The 17,718-nt window shown below is 58.7% G+C and carries 19 protein-coding genes; 8 read left to right on the top strand and 11 right to left on the bottom strand.

What is annotated here, in order from left to right; all coding sequences use genetic code 11:
• Positions 1-20: 20 nt before the first annotated feature.
• The gene (gene ychF, locus GOV79_RS14840; protein WP_170769929.1) at positions 21-1,118 is read right to left on the bottom strand and encodes a redox-regulated ATPase YchF; all 1,098 of its coding nucleotides are present in this window, start codon (positions 1,116-1,118) and stop codon (positions 21-23) included.
• A gap of 193 nt (positions 1,119-1,311) precedes the next feature.
• On the opposite strand from ychF, the gene GOV79_RS14835 reads away from it, so the two are divergent.
• From GOV79_RS14835 to GOV79_RS14805, 7 genes are all read left to right on the top strand, one after another.
• Positions 1,312-1,797 carry an acyloxyacyl hydrolase gene (locus GOV79_RS14835; RefSeq protein ID WP_170769928.1) on the top strand — a complete coding sequence of 162 codons (486 nt, stop codon included), beginning with the start codon at positions 1,312-1,314 and terminating at the stop codon, positions 1,795-1,797.
• A 78-nt stretch (positions 1,798-1,875) separates the two neighbouring features.
• Positions 1,876-2,667, top strand: a complete 792-nt coding sequence (trpA, locus tag GOV79_RS14830; RefSeq protein ID WP_170790358.1) for a tryptophan synthase subunit alpha — start codon at positions 1,876-1,878, stop codon at positions 2,665-2,667.
• A 153-nt stretch (positions 2,668-2,820) separates the two neighbouring features.
• Complete coding sequence (locus tag GOV79_RS14825; protein ID WP_170790357.1) at positions 2,821-3,987, top strand: alpha-hydroxy acid oxidase; 1,167 nt, start codon at positions 2,821-2,823, stop codon at positions 3,985-3,987.
• A 247-nt stretch (positions 3,988-4,234) separates the two neighbouring features.
• The gene (locus GOV79_RS14820; RefSeq protein ID WP_170769925.1) at positions 4,235-4,888 is read left to right on the top strand and encodes a 50S ribosomal protein L25/general stress protein Ctc; all 654 of its coding nucleotides are present in this window, start codon (positions 4,235-4,237) and stop codon (positions 4,886-4,888) included.
• 126 nt (positions 4,889-5,014) lie between these two features.
• Positions 5,015-5,695, top strand: coding sequence for an aminoacyl-tRNA hydrolase (gene pth / locus GOV79_RS14815; RefSeq protein ID WP_170790356.1), 681 nt, complete (start codon positions 5,015-5,017; stop codon positions 5,693-5,695).
• An 82-nt stretch (positions 5,696-5,777) separates the two neighbouring features.
• Complete coding sequence (locus GOV79_RS14810) at positions 5,778-6,941, top strand: serine hydrolase domain-containing protein (protein WP_170790355.1); 1,164 nt, start codon at positions 5,778-5,780, stop codon at positions 6,939-6,941.
• 9 nt (positions 6,942-6,950) lie between these two features.
• Positions 6,951-7,328: a DUF2237 family protein gene (locus tag GOV79_RS14805; RefSeq protein WP_170769922.1), complete on the top strand. Its 378-nt coding sequence runs from the start codon at positions 6,951-6,953 to the stop codon at positions 7,326-7,328.
• Between the two features lie 120 nt (positions 7,329-7,448).
• Here the strand turns inward: GOV79_RS14805 and trpB are convergent, their stop codons facing one another.
• The 8 genes from trpB to GOV79_RS14765 form a co-directional block, all read right to left on the bottom strand.
• On the bottom strand, positions 7,449-8,696 hold the full coding sequence (gene trpB / locus GOV79_RS14800; RefSeq protein WP_170790354.1) for a tryptophan synthase subunit beta: 1,248 nt from the start codon (positions 8,694-8,696) through the stop codon (positions 7,449-7,451).
• Between the two features lie 67 nt (positions 8,697-8,763).
• Positions 8,764-9,405 carry a phosphoribosylanthranilate isomerase gene (locus GOV79_RS14795; RefSeq protein ID WP_170790353.1) on the bottom strand — a complete coding sequence of 214 codons (642 nt, stop codon included), beginning with the start codon at positions 9,403-9,405 and terminating at the stop codon, positions 8,764-8,766.
• A 6-nt stretch (positions 9,406-9,411) separates the two neighbouring features.
• Entirely contained in the window at positions 9,412-9,762 is a 351-nt protein-coding gene (locus GOV79_RS14790) for a lipopolysaccharide assembly protein LapA domain-containing protein (protein ID WP_170783005.1), read from the bottom strand.
• 6 nt (positions 9,763-9,768) lie between these two features.
• A complete protein-coding gene (ihfB, locus tag GOV79_RS14785) occupies positions 9,769-10,053 on the bottom strand; it encodes an integration host factor subunit beta (RefSeq protein ID WP_050603110.1) in 285 nt (94 codons plus the stop codon).
• 270 nt (positions 10,054-10,323) lie between these two features.
• On the bottom strand, positions 10,324-12,000 hold the full coding sequence (gene rpsA / locus GOV79_RS14780; protein ID WP_170769919.1) for a 30S ribosomal protein S1: 1,677 nt from the start codon (positions 11,998-12,000) through the stop codon (positions 10,324-10,326).
• A gap of 225 nt (positions 12,001-12,225) precedes the next feature.
• Positions 12,226-12,519, bottom strand: coding sequence for a DUF6525 family protein (locus GOV79_RS14775; protein ID WP_269150140.1), 294 nt, complete (start codon positions 12,517-12,519; stop codon positions 12,226-12,228).
• 141 nt (positions 12,520-12,660) lie between these two features.
• Positions 12,661-14,340, bottom strand: coding sequence for a tryptophan halogenase family protein (locus GOV79_RS14770; protein WP_170769917.1), 1,680 nt, complete (start codon positions 14,338-14,340; stop codon positions 12,661-12,663).
• 121 nt (positions 14,341-14,461) lie between these two features.
• Entirely contained in the window at positions 14,462-14,995 is a 534-nt protein-coding gene (locus tag GOV79_RS14765; RefSeq protein WP_170790351.1) for a hypothetical protein, read from the bottom strand.
• A 218-nt stretch (positions 14,996-15,213) separates the two neighbouring features.
• Between GOV79_RS14765 and GOV79_RS14760 the strand changes: the two genes are divergently transcribed.
• On the top strand, positions 15,214-15,693 hold the full coding sequence (locus GOV79_RS14760; RefSeq protein ID WP_170769915.1) for a YHS domain-containing (seleno)protein: 480 nt from the start codon (positions 15,214-15,216) through the stop codon (positions 15,691-15,693).
• Between the two features lie 31 nt (positions 15,694-15,724).
• Here the strand turns inward: GOV79_RS14760 and GOV79_RS14755 are convergent, their stop codons facing one another.
• Positions 15,725-16,342, bottom strand: coding sequence for a (d)CMP kinase (locus GOV79_RS14755; protein ID WP_170790350.1), 618 nt, complete (start codon positions 16,340-16,342; stop codon positions 15,725-15,727).
• Positions 16,339-17,685 carry a 3-phosphoshikimate 1-carboxyvinyltransferase gene (gene aroA / locus GOV79_RS14750; protein WP_170769913.1) on the bottom strand — a complete coding sequence of 449 codons (1,347 nt, stop codon included), beginning with the start codon at positions 17,683-17,685 and terminating at the stop codon, positions 16,339-16,341. Before aroA ends, GOV79_RS14755 begins: the two co-directional genes overlap by 4 nt.
• Between the last annotated feature and the right edge of the window lie 33 nt (positions 17,686-17,718).

Genomic DNA, 17,718 nt, shown 5'->3' with positions numbered 1-17,718 from the left:
CAGACGTTTGCCAGACGGGCTCAGTTGTTAAACAAAAAGTGCATCACGTCGCCGTCCTTGACGATGTAGCCCTTGCCCTCGGCGCGCATCTTGCCTGCCTCCTTGGCTCCTTGCTCGCCATTAGCGGCGATGTAGTCGTCATAGGCGATGGTCTCGGCGCGGATGAAGCCTTTTTCAAAATCACCGTGGATAACGCCAGCGGCCTGCGGTGCCGCGGTGCCGGTGCGAATGGTCCAGGCCCGGGCCTCTTTCGGGCCGACGGTGAAATAGGTTTCCAGCTTGAGCAGGTCGTAACCGGCGCGGATCAGACGGTCGAGGCCGGGTTCTTCCAAACCCATCTCGGTCAGGAACATCTCGGCTTCGTCTGCTTCCAGCAGGCTAATCTCTTCTTCGATCTTGGCGCTGATGATGACGTGAGAATTGCCCTGCGCGGCAGCCATTTCAGCGACCTTGGCGGAATATTCATTGCCCTCGGCGGCTTCTTCTTCGGACACGTTGCAGACATACAGAACCGGTTTGGTGGTCAGCAGTTGCAGCATCTTCCACGCCTTGGCGTCCTCGGCCGTAACCTCAACCAGCCGCGCGGGTTTACCGCTTTCCAGCATAGCCTGCGCTTCGGCCAGCAGGCGGTCTTGTTGCTGCGCCTCTTTGTCGTTGCCCTTCAGCTTGCGCACCAGATTGGCGCGGCGCTTTTCGATGCTTTCCAGATCGGCCAGCATCAGTTCGGTCTCGATCGTGTCAGCATCAGCCACCGGGTCGACACGGCCATCCACATGGGTCACATCGCCATCTTCGAAACAGCGCAACACATGGGCGATCGCGTCGGTCTCACGGATATTGGCCAGAAACTGATTGCCCAGCCCCTCGCCCTTTGACGCCCCCTTCACCAGACCGGCGATGTCCACGAAGGTCATGCGCGTCGGGATGATTTGCTTCGAGAACGCAATTGCCGCCAGCTTGTCCAAACGCTCGTCCGGCACGGCCACGTCGCCCACATTCGGCTCGATGGTGCAGAACGGGAAATTCGCCGCTTGCGCCGCGGCAGTCTTGGTCAGCGCGTTGAACAAGGTCGACTTGCCCACATTCGGCAGACCCACGATTCCCATTTTAAAGCCCATTGCGGCCTCCTGAAGCGATGTGACGGCGTCTTCTAGGCGGGTTGTGGAAAATGCGCAACCCAAGCGGTGCAACCGGCAGATGGCCACCGCAGCTTCACTAAACCGTTACGGTATTTGTACTTGCGTGAGTTGAACCGCGCGGGTCATGGTCCCCAATTAGGAACACACACACAATTAATTGACGAAGAACCCAATGAAAGCGTTACTTACTTCTGTCGCCTTGCTCGTGGCTGCAACCTCGGTACAGGCCCAATCTGTCATCTTTGGCGCGGGTTTTGCGGATTTTTCTAACGGCAACGGCGACGATCAGGGCGTCTTTTCGCTAGAATACCAGCATCGCCCGTTTCACGAAGCAACGCGCTTCAGCGCTGGTCTGGGTGCAGCCCTGACTGTCGACACCGACGGTGACACGCATATCGGCGCAGGTCTGGTGGGCATCTATTCCTTCTCGGATCGCTGGTTCGCTGAGTTGAGTGTGATGCCAGGCTACTTTAACGCCTCTAACGGCGACAATGACTTGGGCGGTGGCTTTCAGATTCGCAGCCTTCTGGGAGTTGGCTATACCTTGGACAGCGGCAACGCCATTTCGCTGGCTGTCACTCACAAGTCGAACGCCAGCACAGAAAGCTTCAACCCCGGCGTCAACGCGCTGTTCCTGCGGTATCACTACGGGTTCTAGGCCAATCTGAGTGGTCGGGATTGATTTCCGGCGAAAGTTTCTGCACATCAGGTTCAAACCTGAATGCAAGGACCGCAGATGACCCGTATCGACGCCAAGTTCGCCGCTCTCAAGGCCGAGGGTAAAAAGGCTTTCGTTGCCTATATCATGGCTGGTGATCCCGACTTTGACACCTCGCTTGAGATCGTCAAAGGATTGCCGGGGGCCGGTGTGGACGTGATCGAGCTTGGCCTGCCTTTCACCGATCCTATGGCGGATGGTCCGACCATCCAGGCCGCAGGTCAGCGTGCCCTGGACGGAGGGATGACCTTGCAGCGCACGTTGGACCTGGCCCGTGCATTCCGCGAAACGGATGACACGACGCCGATTGTTCTGATGGGATATTACAACCCGATCTACAGCCGTGGGGTAGATACCTTTCTGGCCGATGCCAAAGCAGCTGGCATCGACGGGCTGATTGTGGTGGACCTGCCGCCCGAAGAAGACGATGAACTCTGCCTGCCTGCGCAGGCTGCAGGCCTGAACTTCATCCGCCTTGCGACCCCTACGACCGACGACAAGCGCCTGCCGCGCGTTTTGCAAAACACGTCCGGCTTTGTGTACTATGTCTCAATCACCGGTATCACCGGCGCAGCCGAGGCCCAGGCCACCAATGTCGGCCCCGAAGTGGCCCGCATCAAATCCGCCACAGACCTGCCCGTCATCGTCGGCTTTGGCATCAACACGCCCGAGAAATCGCAGGCCATTGCAAGCGTTGCTGACGGGGCCGTAGTGGGATCCGCCATTGTCAGCCAGATCGCGGCTGGCAAACCGGTGGCCGAGGTTCTGGATTTCGTAAAATCCCTATCTGACGGCGCACACTCCGCCTGACCCTGCCCTGCTCGACATCAAGACCATGAACCGCGCCTGGAGGCCCCAGTCGCGGTTTTGTGTTAGCGCACTAAAATCCTGCTCAAACCTTACATTGCGACGCGGCATAAAGATTGGTAAACAAAGTGAACCAATCCTACGAAAGCCTGCTTCATGCCCGTCATCACCAACATAGAAGACCTCAAACGCATCTATGAGCGGCGTGTCCCGCGTATGTTCTATGACTATGCGGAAAGCGGCAGCTGGACCGAGCAGACCTTCCGCGACAACAGCTCGGATTTCGATGACATCCGCCTACGGCAAAGGGTTGCCGTCGATATGTCAGGGCGTTCAACCGCATCGCAGATGATTGGTCAGGACGTGTCAATGCCGGTCGCCTTGGCCCCGGTCGGTCTAACAGGCATGCAACACGCGGACGGAGAGATCAAGGCCGCCAAAGCCGCCGAGGAGTTCGGCGTGCCCTTCACCCTGTCCACCATGTCGATCAACTCGATCGAAGACGTGGCAGAGCACACGACCAAACCGTTCTGGTTTCAGCTCTATACGATGAAAGATCAGGACTATGTCAGCCGCCTCATTCAACGAGCCAAGGACGCCCAGTGTTCCGCGTTGGTCATTACACTGGATCTACAAATCCTGGGCCAACGGCACAAAGACCTCAAGAACGGCCTGTCTGCACCACCAAAGCTGACGCCCAAAACCATCGCAAACCTCATGACCAAATGGTCCTGGGGGATTGAGATGCTGGGCGCCAAGCGCCGCGAATTCGGCAACATCGTCGGCCATGTCGAAGGGATATCGGATGCTTCGTCCCTTGGCGCGTGGACGGCCGAGCAGTTCGACCCCAGCCTCGACTGGAACAAGGTCGAAAAGCTGATGGAGCAATGGGGCGGCAAGGTGATCCTCAAGGGCATTTTGGACGCCGAAGACGCAAAGATAGCCGCCAAACTGGGCGCGGATGCGATTGTTGTCTCAAACCACGGCGGTCGCCAACTGGACGGCGCGCTCAGTTCAATCCGGGTACTGCCCGAAATCATGGACGCCGTAGGCAATGATGTTGAAGTCCATTTGGACAGCGGCATACGCTCGGGCCAGGACGTCTTGAAAGCCGTCGCCCTGGGTGCGCAAGGCACCTATATTGGCCGCGCCTTTGTCTATGGTCTGGGAGCGATGGGACAAAAAGGTGTCACCACCGCGCTGGAGGTGATCCACAAGGAACTCGACACAACAATGGCGCTGTGCGGTGAACGCAATCTCGGGGACGTCGGGCCGCACAACCTGTTGGTGCCCGAAGGTTTCGGGGGCCGTTGGCAAAAGTGATCACTGGGTCAGGGGGCTCCGCCCCCGCCGCCCGTTCCGGGCGCCTCCCCCGGGATATTTTCAGCCAGATGAAGTCTGGATCCGCTCTTCATCTGGCCCCAAATATCCCGGAGCGCGAGGCAGAGCCTCGCAAAAAAACGATGGCTCGAAAAAGCCCTTTCCAAATCCAATGAATCAAGCTAAGGACGCGGCTTCACGCGGGCATACAGCCTTGGAGGATGCCCGCCCTAACAATTGGAGATATATCATGGCTGGTGAGATTCCTGATCTCGTAGCTCTGGAACGGACGGGGACAGGCAAGGGCGCCGCTCGTCAAGCACGCCGCGACGGCATGGTTCCGGGCATTGTTTTTGGTGGCGACAAAGAGCCGCTGCCGATCAACATCCCGTTCAACGTTCTGTTCAAGCGCCTGAAAGCAGGCCGCTTCAAGTCGACCCTGTGGAACCTGAAGGTTGAAGGACACGAAGACGTTCGCGTCATCTGCCGCGACGTTCAGCGTGACGTTGTCAAAGACCTGCCGACCCACCTGGACCTGATGCGTCTGCGTCGGACCACCAAGATCGCGCTGTTCATCCCCGTTGAGTTCGTCAACGAAGACGAAGCGCCCGGCATCAAGAAGGGCGGCGTTCTGACGGTTGTCCGTCCCGAGGTTGAGCTGGTCTGCACCGCTGGTGACATTCCTGAGAAGATCACCATTGATCTGACCGGTCTGAACATCAACGACGTTGTCACCATCTCGTCAGTTGACCTGCCCGCAGGCACCAAGCCGACCATTGACCGTGACTTCGTGATCGCCAACATCTCGGCCCCGACCGGCCTGTCGTCCAGCGATGATGAGGAAGGCGAAGAAGTGGCCGCGGATGAGGTTGAAGTCGTCGGCCAGGACGCAGCCGAAGAATAAACCCAGACCCGGTGTTTGGAGTTTGAAGCGGGGCCTGATCCAGGCCCCGTTTTCTTTTGCCCTGTGGGCTGGAAAGCAGGGGGCAAACCGTGGCATCAACCTGTAGCATCAGACAAGGGCGCGCTTATGAAACTGTTTGTCGGATTGGGGAACCCCGGATCGAAATATGCTCGCAACCGGCACAATATCGGCTTTATGGCCGTGGACCGGATTGCCGAAGATCACAATTTCGGTCCCTGGAAATCCAAGTTTCAGGCCGAGATTGCCGAAGGTCGTCTTGGCCGTGAAAAGGTTCTGCTGATCAAGCCGCAAACCTTCATGAACCGCTCGGGCCAGTCCGTGGGCGAGGCGATGCGGTTCTACAAGCTGGACTCAACCGACGTGACCGTTTTCCATGACGAGTTGGACCTTGCCCCTGGCAAAGTGCGCGTCAAGGCAGGCGGCGGGCATGCGGGGCACAATGGACTGCGGTCAATCCACGAACATATCAGCCCGGCCTATGACCGTGTGCGCCTTGGGATCGGGCATCCAGGGCGGAAAGAGATGGTCTCGCCCTATGTTCTGGGCGACTTCGCCAAGGCTGATACCGACTGGTTGGATGATGTGCTACGCGGTGTCTCGGATGGTGCAGGGCATCTGGCCGATGGTGACGGTGGCAAGTTCATGAACGCGGTTGCCATGCGCACCGCGCCGCCGCGATCGTCGAAAACTGCAGACAAAGCGCAAAAACCTGCGCCCCAACCAAAGCCGGAACCACAGGTTGATGACCGCTCGGCCATGCAGAAACTGCTGGATAAGTTTAAATAGCCCCTTAGCTCTTGCCGTAACGTCCTGATTGCAGATGGCTGCCGCACGCGGTCCAATGCGGCACGTCTATGGGAGGAGACATATGAGATCACTGCTGAAGTGGATGTTGCGCGTCGCCTTGATGCTGGCGCTGGCCGCAATCGTTGTCGGGGTCTGGAAGCGCGAGGAAATTCAACGGCTCTTGGCCGTGAACTCTTTGTTCTCCGAAGAAAAGATCGTCCACAATTTCTCTCATATGGATGAGGCGTTTCTAACGGTCGCCTTGCCCCGTGGTAACGGCCCAACCAGCAAATTGCCCTATGGCGTTGGATTCGACCTGCCCGAGGGCACCGATCAATGGATCGAGGACCGGGCGGTGACGTCCCTGCTGGTGATGCAGGATGGCGATATCCGGTTCGAGGAATATTACCTGGGCACCGGTCCCGACGATCGCCGGATTTCGTGGTCGGTTGCGAAAAGCTATCTATCGGCCCTGTTCGGCATCCTGCTGGCCGAAGGCGCGATCGGTTCGCTGGACGATCCGGTGGTACAATATGCGCCCAAGCTGGCGGGTACGGCCTATGATGGGGCAACAGTCCGCAACGTGCTGAACATGGCCAGCGGCGTCACCTTTAACGAAGACTATTTCGACCCGAACTCCGATATCAATCGGATGGGACGCGTGGTGGCCTTGGGTGGTGAGTTGGACGATTTCGCGGCCTCGTTGCAGGACATTTTCGTGGAACCGGGCGCGCAATGGCAATACGTGTCCATCGACACACATGTCATTGGCATGGTGATCCGAGGGGCGACCGGGCGCAGCGTCTCGGATCTGTTGACCGAAAAGATCGTTCAGCCGCTAGGTCTGGAACACGATGGTTACTATGTGGCGGACGGTGCCGGAGTGGCCTTTGTGTTGGGCGGGCTGAACTTTACCACCCGTGATTTCGCCCGCTTTGGGCAGATGATCCTACAAAATGGCACCTATGGGGGGCAGCAACTGGTCCCTGCCGACTGGATCGCCGAATCCGTTCTGCCCAGCGCCCCAACACAGGCGGGCAAGATCGGGTATGGCTATCAGTGGTGGATTCCCGTCGGCGCGCATGAGGGTGAGTTTCTGGCCCGCGGCGTCTATGGCCAATATATCTATTTCGATCAGCCTCGGGGCGTTCTGATCGTAACAACCGGCGCGGACCGTAAATTCCGCGATGACGGGGTGAATGAGGCCAATGTAGAAATGTTCCGCAGCATCGCGCAAAGCCTGTAAAGTCGGATTATGCAGAAACAGGACAGCATAAATGTACTGGGCGGCGTGCTTGCGCCCTGTTCCCGCGATCCGCTGACCGGGTTCTTTCGCGACGGCGCTTGCAACACCTGCCCCGAGGATCAGGGCAGCCACACCGTCTGCGCTGTGATGACGGCCGAGTTTCTGGCTTTTTCCAAATATGTCGGCAACGACCTGAGCACCCCTCGACCAGAGTTCGACTTTCCCGGCCTCAAACCCGGGGATCGTTGGTGCCTGTGCGCCGGGCGGTTCCTGCAAGCGCATGACGAAGGCTGCGCGCCCATGGTACACCTTGAGGCCACACACCAACGCGCCTTAGAAGTGGTGCCGCTGGATATACTACGCGACCACGCGGCTGCAGGTGATTGAGACCTGGCTGAACCTCTGGTTTGCGACATCAATAGACCGCCGCGCGGGCCCTCTTGTGGGCGCGGTCGAAAAAACCGGCCCTGTTTTGGGGCCGGCTCCAAACGTTTAACGCTATGGCGCTTAGCCCGCCGTACGCCCTTCGGTATCTGACATATCGAAGTTCAGATACTTGGCCACGGTCTGCACATCCTTATCGCCACGCCCGCACATGTTCATGCAGATCAGGTGATCCTTGGGCAGGTCGGGCGCAATTTTCATCACGTGGGCCAGCGCGTGGCTGGGTTCCAGCGCCGGGATAATTCCTTCGGTAGCGCAGCAGAGCTGGAACGCCTCGAGTGCTTCTTTGTCGGTGATCGAGACATAGTTTGCGCGGCCAATATCGTTCAGCCACGAATGTTCCGGCCCGATACCGGGATAGTCCAGACCGGCCGAAATCGAATAGCCTTCCAGAATCTGACCGTCATCATCCTGCAGCAGATAGGTGCGGTTGCCATGCAGCACGCCAGGACGACCGCCGGTCAGCGAGGCGCAATGCTCCATCTTCTCGTTTACACCTTTGCCACCGGCCTCGACCCCGATGATATTGACCGATTTGTCGTCAAGGAACGGGTAGAACAGGCCCATCGCGTTCGATCCGCCACCGATGGCGGCAATGATCGTGTCGGGCAGACGGCCTTCGGCCTTCAACATCTGTTCCTTGGCTTCCTTGCCGATAATCGACTGGAAATCGCGGACCATTGCAGGGTACGGGTGTGGACCGGCTACGGTGCCAATACAGTAAAACGTGTCGCGCACATTCGTCACCCAATCGCGCAGCGCGTCATTCATCGCGTCTTTCAGCGTGCCACGACCGGACGTGACCGGAATCACCTCGGCCCCCAGCAGGCGCATACGGAACACGTTGGGGGCCTGACGCTGCACGTCATGGGCACCCATATAGACAATGCACTTCAAGCCGAACTTGGCGCATACTGTGGCGGTGGCCACGCCGTGCTGCCCTGCGCCGGTCTCGGCGATGATCCGGGTCTTGCCCATACGGCGCGCCAGAATGATTTGGCCCAGCACGTTGTTGATTTTGTGCGCGCCGGTGTGGTTCAGCTCGTCGCGCTTGAGGTAGATCTTCGCGCCGCCCAAGTGTTCGGTCAGGCGTTCCGCGTAATACAGCGGCGAGGGACGACCCACATAGTTCGCCCACAGATCGTCCATCTCGGCCCAGAAGGTCGGATCGTCTTTGGCCTTCTCATATTCCTCTTCCAGCGACAGGATCAACGGCATCAGGGTCTCGCTGACAAACCGTCCGCCGAAGATGCCAAAACGGCCCTGCTCATCCGGGCCGGACATGAAGGAATTGAAAAGATCGTTGGCCATGGGTGTCTCCCTCGTCATTCCCGTTGTTCATAGGAGGTAGCGGGGGGATTTGCCATGGCAAAACGTATCAGCTTGCTGCGTCAACAAATGCGCGGATCAGACCGGCATCCTTGACCCCCGGCGCGCTTTCGACCCCCGAGGATACATCGACCTGTTGTGCCCCGGTCATGCGGACAGCCTCGGCCACGTTGTCAGGGGTCAGGCCACCCGCCAACATCCACGGACGCCGCCAGTATTTGCGCCCAGCCAGCAGGCGCCAGTCAAAGGCCAGACCGTTCCCGCCGGGCAATTCGGCGTTGCGAGGCGGCTTAGCGTCGATAAGCAATTGGTCGGCCACCTCAGAATACAGATCAATCGCCATTAGATCTTCGGGCTCGGCCACACCTATGGCCTTCATCACAGGCAAGCCGTAACGCTGCCGGATATCAGCCACGCGGTCGGGGCTTTCCTTGCCATGCAGTTGCAACATGTCCAGCGGTACATCCGCGACAAGCCTGTCCAGTTCCGCGTCCGAGGCATTGACAGTCAGCGCAACTTTGGCCACGCCGACAGACACCAGATGGGCCATAGCGGCCGCGGCCTCAATTTCTAGGTGCCGGGGCGATTTTGGAAAGAAGACAAAGCCTACATACCGCGCGCCGGCCTCAGCTGCTGCGCGCACGTGCTCAGGGGCGGTCAGGCCGCATATTTTGACCGAAATACCGGACATGGTGCCTTAGCTGGCCTCATCCAGAATGGCGAGGACCTCGTCCTTGCCTTCGTTCTGTTTCTTCTTGAGCTTCTTGACCTCACGCTCAAGCTTGCGGACTTCGCCAGTCTTGGCCGACGCATCTGCGCGGTGCTTGTGCTCGCGCAGCCATTCCCACAGGAAACCGATGACCAGACCGGCCACGATGCTGCCCAGAACCACAATAAACAACGGCAGCGAAATGCTGAAATTGACCCCGACCAGATCGGCAATCGCCTGAGGCATCAATGTCAGTTCAACGGCTTCGCGGTTGGCCAGCGAGACCGAAATCAGGACGATCCCGAGGGTCGCCAGAAAAGCATATCGAATGTAGCGCATCATGCCTTAGGCTTTACCGTTCAAACGGTCCCTTAGCAACTTGCCTGTCTTGAAAAATGGAACACATTTTTCTTCCACCTGAACAGTCTCACCTGTCCGAGGGTTACGGCCAACCCGCGCGTCGCGCTTTTTGACGGAAAACGCGCCAAATCCGCGCAGTTCCACCCGGTCCCCGCGGGCCATGGCATCCGTCACCTCTTCGAACACAGTATTCACGATCCGCTCGACGTCGCGTTGGTAGAGATGCGGGTTCTCGTCGGCGATTTTCTGAATCAGTTCTGAACGGATCATGTGCGTTACCCTCCCAGGCGACCGGATTACCATGTCTATTATTCTGATCACTATAGAAAAAAACTTGGTTCGGGGGAACGTTGACTCTGTGTGTGCGACCTTGATTCTACGTCAAACTCACGCGAATTTTTGCACTTGTCGGGGAATTGGCCTGCAAATCGTGAACCACAGATGAATAAAGCCTGCAAATCGGAACGTGTTGATTCGCAACAAAAACGGCCCCGCACTCTCATGCGGGGCCGCAAATTCTGCTTGGACTGAGGTCCGGGCTTAGTCGCCCGACTTCAGCGCTGCACCCAGGATGTCGCCCAGCGACGCGCCCGAGTCCGACGAACCGTACTGTTCTACAGCCTCTTTCTCTTCGGCGATTTCGCGCGCCTTGATCGACAGACCCAGACGGCGGGTTTTGCTGTCAACGTTGGTGACGCGGACGTCGACCTTGTCACCGGTCGAGAAACGCTCGGGGCGCTGCTCGGCGCGGTCACGCGACAGGTCCGAACGGCGGATGAAGGATTTCATGCCTTCGTATTCCACCTCGATACCACCATCTTCGATCGCAGTGACTTCGACAGTGATGACCGAGCCACGCTTCACGCCGCCCACGGCTTCGGCGAACTTGTCACCGCCCAGGGCTTTGATCGACAGCGAGATACGCTCTTTCTCAACGTCAACTTCCGAGACAACGGCCGAAACCATATCGCCTTTGCGGTAGTTCTGGATCGCATCCTCGCCACGCTCGTCCCAGGACAGATCGGACAGGTGAACCATGCCGTCGATGTCGCCTTCGAGGCCTATGAACAGACCGAATTCGGTGATGTTCTTGACTTCGCCTTCGACCTCGGTGCCCTCGGGGTGTGTTTCTGCGAACACTTCCCATGGGTTGCGCTGAGTCTGCTTCAGGCCCAGAGACACGCGACGCTTGGCGCCGTCGATTTCCAGAACCATGACGTCGACTTCCTGGCTGGTCGAAACGATCTTGCCGGGGTGGACGTTTTTCTTGGTCCAGGACATCTCGGATACGTGCACCAGACCTTCGACACCGGCTTCCAGCTCGACGAACGCGCCGTAGTCGGTGATGTTGGTGACGCGCCCCTGATGGACCGAGCCCAGCGGGTATTTCGCAGCAACCAGATCCCACGGATCTTCCTGCAACTGCTTCATGCCCAGGCTGATGCGGTGGGTCTCTTTGTTGATCTTGATGACCTGAACCTTGATGGTTTCGCCGATCGTCAGGATCTCGGACGGGTGGTTCACACGGCGCCATGCCATGTCGGTGACGTGCAGCAGGCCGTCAACACCGCCCAGGTCAACGAATGCACCGTATTCGGTGATGTTCTTGACAACACCCTCGACGGTCTGACCTTCGGACAGGTTGCCGATAACTTCGGCACGCTGTTCGGCACGCGATTCTTCCAGGATTGCGCGACGCGACACAACGATGTTGCCACGGCGACGGTCCATTTTCAGAATCTGGAACGGCTGCTTCAGACCCATCAGCGGGCCAGCGTCGCGCACGGGGCGAACATCAACCTGCGAGCCGGGCAGGAACGCAACTGCGCCGCCCAGATCGACGGTGAAGCCACCTTTGACGCGACCGAAGATTGCACCTTCGACACGCTGGTCGTCGGCATATGCTTTTTCCAGACGGTCCCATGCCTCTTCACGGCGGGCCATCTCGCGCGAGATGACGGCTTCGCCACGGGCGTTTTCTGCGGCGCGCAGGTAAACTTCGACCTCGTCGCCTACAGCGATTTCAGGGGCTTCGCCGGGATTTGCGAATTCTTTCAGATCAACGCGGCCTTCCATTTTGTAGCCGACGTCGATGATGGCTTGGCCGGCTTCGATCGCCAGAACCTTGCCTTTGACAACAGAACCCTCTTCGGGCGTGTCCATTTCGAAGCTTTCGTTCAGGAGGGCTTCGAATTCCTCCATGGATGCGTTAGCCATGTGGCGTTGTTTTCCTTTACAGTACGATTTTGCTGGCCGAGCGGTTGTCTCCGCCGGTCTTGTTTCATGGTGTCCTCTGGCGTGACCCGGTGCGCATCCGATTACACAAACACAAAGGGCCGAGGTAACCCGGCCCTGCTCAGATACGTCATCCGGACGTTGACCGCCCTTGTTCAGACAGCGCGCGTATAGGCCGAATTCAGGTAATGTGCAAGAGCAAAGCCCTTAGTTACCGGCTGTTCGGCTATCTTTCATGTGCCAGATGCCTGCGTCCTTCTGCAACATCGACCGTTCGATGGCATCCAGTCGGGACAGCGCCCCGGCAATATCCGTCGATCCGCCCGACCGGTTCCAGATCTTCAGCGCCGAGGCCGGGCTCCACGGCAGGCATGCCGCTGCCAACCAGCCGCGCAATTCAGGCGGCAGGGAATCATAGGTTCGCATCGGAGACACCCTGCGCCGCCGCTTTAGACCGCTGCAAAGATTACGACCGCCTCGCCCGGTCTTGTTTCGTCGCATGGCAAACCTCGTCACAAAATTTTTTGTAATGTTATTACATTCCAATGCTGGTTAGACAAGCACTCCAAATGCAAAAAGGGCGGGATCAATTCACCGCCCTTTCCATGCTAAAGACGCGGCGCCGCAAAGCGCCCAGACTTCTCAAAACAGTTGCAGATCCTTTGCACCACTTTGAATCTCGGCAAAGTTCGGCATATTCTGCACCGCCACTGGGGCCGGTTTCGTGCCAGGCATCGCCACTGTCGGTTTGGCTGGCTTGCCGAAGGCCGGTTTCTCAAGCTCGCCACGAATATCGCGCAGCAGCGTTTTATGGTCCGGCATGGATTTGAGTATCTGCGCAAGGTCTACCTTCGCACCCTTCCACCACTGGAACCAAATCGGTTTCTTCAGCGGTCGGATGCGGTCACGGATACCTGTACCATAGCCCGTGTCGTAGACCTGCTTGCCCAACAGTACCGTCTGGAAAACGCGATGGTCGAACAGGGTGGCGAACTCCACATCATGCTCCATCGGCAGGCGGTGCTGCCAAAGCTCAAGATTCTCAGCCAGACGATCGGGGATTTTCATCTCGGTCCGCGCGTCGATCCAGTATTGGTCATCCGTGCGGTTGCCCAACCGGTAATGCAGACAGATGAATTCAAGCACCTCATTGTAGAGCTTGTCCATCTGCCGGTTATAGCGCGCGCGCAACGACGGCTCGATGTCACGCGTCGGCAGATGTTCCGCGAACCAACGGATGGCGTGGTCGATCATATGGATCGCGGTGCTTTCCAGCGGCTCGATAAAGCCGCCCGATAGGCCGATGGCTACACAGTTCTTGACCCAGGCATTGCGCACTCGCCCAACCCGCATCGGGATCACACGTGGCGTAAGGCCCTTGCCGCTGTCGCCCAGCCACTCAAGATATTCATCGGCTGCCTGATCATCCGTCCGATGCGCCGAAGAATACACATAGCCTGTGCCTACGCGATTGAACAATGGCACTCGCCACGTCCAACCCGCCCCCAACGCTGTCGAGCGCGTGGCGCTTTCGATCTTCTCCGGATTGGGATGTTCGACCTGCAACGCCATGGCCCGGTCATTGGGCAGATAGTCCGAATAATCCATGAACGGCTCACCCAGAGCCTGATTGATGATCAACCCCCGGAATCCGGTGCAATCCACGACCATCTCGATGTCATGACGGCCTTTGCGTTCAAGCATCAGGTGGCTGACATTGCCCTGTTCGTCCAGTTCAACCGCCTGAACCTCATCCTGAATATGCTCGACGCCACGTTTGGTGCAAACCTTCGTCAGCATCCCGGCGAATTTCACCGCGTCCAGATGGTAGGCATAGCCGAACCGTTGTTCGAACTCCGGCGCGCCCAAAGGACGCGCACCTTTGCACAGCCGCGCAAGATCATCATGCGGGGCAATGGATTGAGTGAAATCCCGATCCCCGTTGCCGAAGCGCAGGAAATATTCCGAGGCCTCCAACCCTTCCAGCAACTGGCCATGCGCGAATGGGTTCATATAGTCGATACGATTGCCCTTGGCGTCCTTGTTCCAGTTGCAGAACTTCACACCCAATTTGAACGACGCGTTGGTTTCGCGGAAGAAATCGCGCTCGGATATGCCTGCCTGACGCAGTGTGACCGGCATACGCGGCACGGTTGCTTCGCCCACACCCACGGTCGAGATATTTGGGCTTTCGATCAGGCAGATGCGGGGGCGGTCCTTGGGGGCGGATGTGCGGGAAAACACCATCTCGAGGATCAACGCGGTCATCCACCCCGCTGTGCCACCACCCACGATGGTAATCTTGCTCAAACGCTTGCTCATTAGGCTCTGCTCCCCCTTGTTTTGGGGGACTATAACAGCTTTCCCTAACCTAGCCAGAGCCTATGACCGGTGCTTTGGAAATGTTGCCAGATAGCAGAAGTCTGCACCGCGACATCGGCGTTCAGATTTCCTCGCCCTTCTTCAAAAGCTCTTCGATGAGGGCGCGCTGCAAACCCTGACTGTCACCGCCCCCAAACTCGGCCGCACCACCGGAATAGAGCGTGCCATATGTCTTGGCTATATTCACTGTCTGCGCCAGACCCGAGATCAGCTGATCCTTCTCAAGCGCCGACAACGGATGGATATAGGCCGCCCACAACGTACCATTGGCTATGGCATAGCGTGCATCCAAAGTACTGTCGAAATTCGCTTGCATCACGCGCTGCAGATCCGCTGGCGACAGATCGTCCGCACTGACAATCGCCACCATGGCCCGCATCCGGTCGGCGTTGATATCAGTAACAACAAAAACCGGAACGTCGCCCAATGTTAGTTGAAAACCCGGACCTTGCGGCAGTGCCTCGGGATCCAATGCAAACAGAATTTTACCCAGCCGTTCATAGGTCATGGGAGGTTCCAATACCGGGGTCTCTTGCGCCTCTTGAGCAGCCAGACCTGTGGCCAGAAATATCATGAAAAAGGCTAGTCGGATCATGGCGAGGCTCCCGCTGGTTTCAGTGTCAGCATAAAAGGCAGCAGGTCACGTGACCAAACAAAGCTTAGTGAAGGCATCACCGAGAAGCGCCGCAATTTTGAACGATCTGCAAAACTGTAAGTCCTTTCTGTCATAGTTCGTTCGGTTGAGCGTTGTTAGATTTGTTTCAGCGACGGATACCCCGACCGCTCTGAGCCCAAAGCACGTAAGGAAACGCAATGAAATCTCTGATCCTGACCACCCTGATCGCCGCCCTGCCCTTGGTTGCTGCACCGGCCTTTGCAGCAGACGAAATCAACGTCTCGAACGGCATTTCAGCAGCGGGCGCTCCACTGGCCGCGCATGGTGTCGACCTGGTGGCGCTGGTGACAAATGGCAATCCGGTGGAAGGCTTTGCCAACCACTCGGCGACTTATGATGGCGCATCGTACTATTTCACCTCGGCGGATAACCTCGCCGCGTTCGAGGCCAACCCGGCGGCGTATCTGCCCCAACATGGCGGTTTCTGCTCGTTCGGTGTGTCGGTCGGGAAGAAATTTGATGGCGACCCGGATCAGTACCTAATTGCAGATGGCAAGCTGTACCTGTTCCTGAATGCAGAAACCCGCGCCGCCTTCCTGAAAGACGTCCCCGGCACGGCAAAAACAGCCGATGGTCAGTGGTCGAAAATCAAAAGCATCGCAGTCGGCGAGCTGTAATCCCGACACCTCGCAGCGATCACCCGCGGCGCTACGGCGTCGCGGGCTTGCGTTCTGCGATCAGCGTAATGGCCTGTGCCAGGGCCTCTTCGACGCTGAGGTCCGAAGTATCCAGCAAAACGGCATCCTCAGCCGGTTTCATCGGGGCTGTACTCCGCTCGGCATCGCGGGCATCGCGCTCGCGCACATCAGCAAGGACCTGTTCACGGGTCACATCGTCGCCTTTGGTACTGAGTTCCAGATACCGCCGTTCTGCGCGCACCTCGGCGCTGGCGGTGACGAACAGCTTGGCCTCGGCCTCAGGGCAAATCACGGTTCCGATGTCACGCCCGTCCAGCACTGCGCCGCCAACCCGACGGGCAAAGGCGCGCTGGAAATCGACCAAAGCCGCGCGAACCTCGGGGATCACCGCCACTTTCGACGCGGCCTGAGCGATCTCGGCCGTGCGCAGATCGCCCTGCTGCAACTCCTCGGCGGTCAGGGCCTCGGCCGCCGCGATGGGCTCCATCCCTTCCAGCGTCCGCCGCCCCACCGCGCGGTACAAAAGCCCGGTGTCCAGATGCGCAAAGCCGAAATGTGCCGCAACCCCTTTCGAGATCGTGCCCTTCCCAGCAGCTGCAGGGCCGTCTATGGCGACCGTAAAGCTCATGTGCGTACGACCTTGGCGCCCAGCGCAGCCATCAGCGGTTCAAAAATCGGGAACGAAGTCGCAATCGGGCCGCCATCATCAACCGAGACCGGCGATTTCGCTCCCATTCCCATCACCATGAACGACATGGCGATGCGGTGATCCAGAAAGCTCTCGCAGGTGCCGCTGCCGGGGACATTGCCGATGCCCAGACCGTCAATCGACCACCAATCCTCGCCCTCATCCACGGTCACACCATTGGCGCGCAACCCGCGGGCCATTGCGTCGATCCGGTCGCTTTCCTTGACGCGCAGCTCTTTCACGCCGCCCATCATCGTGGTGCCGGTGGCATTGGCCGCAACCACGGACAGCACCGGGTATTCGTCAATCATCGAGGCCGCGCGTTCCGGCGGCACGTTGATGCCCTTCATGTTGGGCGAGTATTTCGCTCGCAGGTCAGCGACCGGCTCGCCACCCTCTTCGCGCTCATTCTCATAAGTCAGGTCCGCACCCATCTCGCGCAGCGTGGTAAACAGCCCCGCGCGGGTCGGGTTCAGGCCAATGCCCGGCACCAGCACATCCGAACCCGGCGTGATCAGCGCCGCGCAAACCGGAAAGGCCGCACTGGACGGGTCACGCGGCACGGCAATAACCTGCGGTTTCAACTCAGGGCGACCGGTCAAGGTGATCACCCGGCCCTCATCGGTATCCTCAACGGTGATCTCTGCGCCGAACCCGGCCAGCATCCGTTCCGAATGGTCGCGAGTGGCCTCTTTTTCGATCACCACGGTTTTGCCCGGTGCGTTCAGACCGGCCAACAGCACAGCGGATTTCACCTGCGCCGACGGAACCGGAACTTCATAGCGCACCGGAACCGGTTCGGCGGCACCCACAATGGTCATCGGCAAACGCCCACCCGAGCGGCCAACCGATTGCGCCCCAAACAGCGCCAGCGGGTCCGTCACCCGCGCCATGGGGCGTTTGTTCAGGCTGGCATCGCCGGTAAACGTGGCTGAGATCGGGCAGGTCGCCATCGCACCCATGATCAGCCGCACACCCGTGCCCGAATTGCCGCAATCGATCACCTGATCTGGCTCGGCAAAGCCGCCAACGCCCACGCCATGCACGGTCCATTCACCGCCACCGTGATCCGTAACCTCAGCCCCAAAGGCGCGCATGGCCTTGGCGGTATCCAGAACATCCTCGCCTTCCAGCAGGCCGGAAATCTTCGTCTCACCCACTGCCATCGCGCCCAAAATCAGCGACCGGTGCGAGATCGACTTGTCGCCGGGCACCTCTGCCGTTCCGGTCAGCGGACCGCAGGGATGCGAGGTCATCGGGATGGGCGTGCCGTGTCCGGACATGGGGGCTCCTGTTTTCGCTATCAGTGCCTTAGC

Source organism: Ruegeria lacuscaerulensis (genome assembly GCF_013034745.1).
GTDB lineage: Bacteria > Pseudomonadota > Alphaproteobacteria > Rhodobacterales > Rhodobacteraceae > Ruegeria > Ruegeria lacuscaerulensis_B.
Note: the sequence above shows the minus strand (reverse complement) of the source record. Positions and strands in the feature narration are given on the sequence as shown.

Excerpts from the sequence above, each read along its gene's own strand:
- ychF (WP_170769929.1), bottom strand. The coding sequence starts at position 1,118 with ATGGGCTTTAAAATGGGAATCGTGGGTCTGCCGAATGTGGGCAAGTCG.
- GOV79_RS14835 (WP_170769928.1), top strand. The coding sequence starts at position 1,312 with ATGAAAGCGTTACTTACTTCTGTCGCCTTGCTCGTGGCTGCAACCTCG.
- trpA (WP_170790358.1), top strand. The coding sequence starts at position 1,876 with ATGACCCGTATCGACGCCAAGTTCGCCGCTCTCAAGGCCGAGGGTAAA.
- GOV79_RS14825 (WP_170790357.1), top strand. The coding sequence starts at position 2,821 with ATGCCCGTCATCACCAACATAGAAGACCTCAAACGCATCTATGAGCGG.
- GOV79_RS14820 (WP_170769925.1), top strand. The coding sequence starts at position 4,235 with ATGGCTGGTGAGATTCCTGATCTCGTAGCTCTGGAACGGACGGGGACA.
- pth (WP_170790356.1), top strand. The coding sequence starts at position 5,015 with ATGAAACTGTTTGTCGGATTGGGGAACCCCGGATCGAAATATGCTCGC.
- GOV79_RS14810 (WP_170790355.1), top strand. The coding sequence starts at position 5,778 with ATGAGATCACTGCTGAAGTGGATGTTGCGCGTCGCCTTGATGCTGGCG.
- GOV79_RS14805 (WP_170769922.1), top strand. The coding sequence starts at position 6,951 with ATGCAGAAACAGGACAGCATAAATGTACTGGGCGGCGTGCTTGCGCCC.
- trpB (WP_170790354.1), bottom strand. The coding sequence starts at position 8,696 with ATGGCCAACGATCTTTTCAATTCCTTCATGTCCGGCCCGGATGAGCAG.
- GOV79_RS14795 (WP_170790353.1), bottom strand. The coding sequence starts at position 9,405 with ATGTCCGGTATTTCGGTCAAAATATGCGGCCTGACCGCCCCTGAGCAC.
- GOV79_RS14790 (WP_170783005.1), bottom strand. The coding sequence starts at position 9,762 with ATGCGCTACATTCGATATGCTTTTCTGGCGACCCTCGGGATCGTCCTG.
- ihfB (WP_050603110.1), bottom strand. The coding sequence starts at position 10,053 with ATGATCCGTTCAGAACTGATTCAGAAAATCGCCGACGAGAACCCGCAT.
- rpsA (WP_170769919.1), bottom strand. The coding sequence starts at position 12,000 with ATGGCTAACGCATCCATGGAGGAATTCGAAGCCCTCCTGAACGAAAGC.
- GOV79_RS14775 (WP_269150140.1), bottom strand. The coding sequence starts at position 12,519 with ATGCGACGAAACAAGACCGGGCGAGGCGGTCGTAATCTTTGCAGCGGT.
- GOV79_RS14770 (WP_170769917.1), bottom strand. The coding sequence starts at position 14,340 with ATGAGCAAGCGTTTGAGCAAGATTACCATCGTGGGTGGTGGCACAGCG.
- GOV79_RS14765 (WP_170790351.1), bottom strand. The coding sequence starts at position 14,995 with ATGATCCGACTAGCCTTTTTCATGATATTTCTGGCCACAGGTCTGGCT.
- GOV79_RS14760 (WP_170769915.1), top strand. The coding sequence starts at position 15,214 with ATGAAATCTCTGATCCTGACCACCCTGATCGCCGCCCTGCCCTTGGTT.
- GOV79_RS14755 (WP_170790350.1), bottom strand. The coding sequence starts at position 16,342 with ATGAGCTTTACGGTCGCCATAGACGGCCCTGCAGCTGCTGGGAAGGGC.
- aroA (WP_170769913.1), bottom strand. The coding sequence starts at position 17,685 with ATGTCCGGACACGGCACGCCCATCCCGATGACCTCGCATCCCTGCGGT.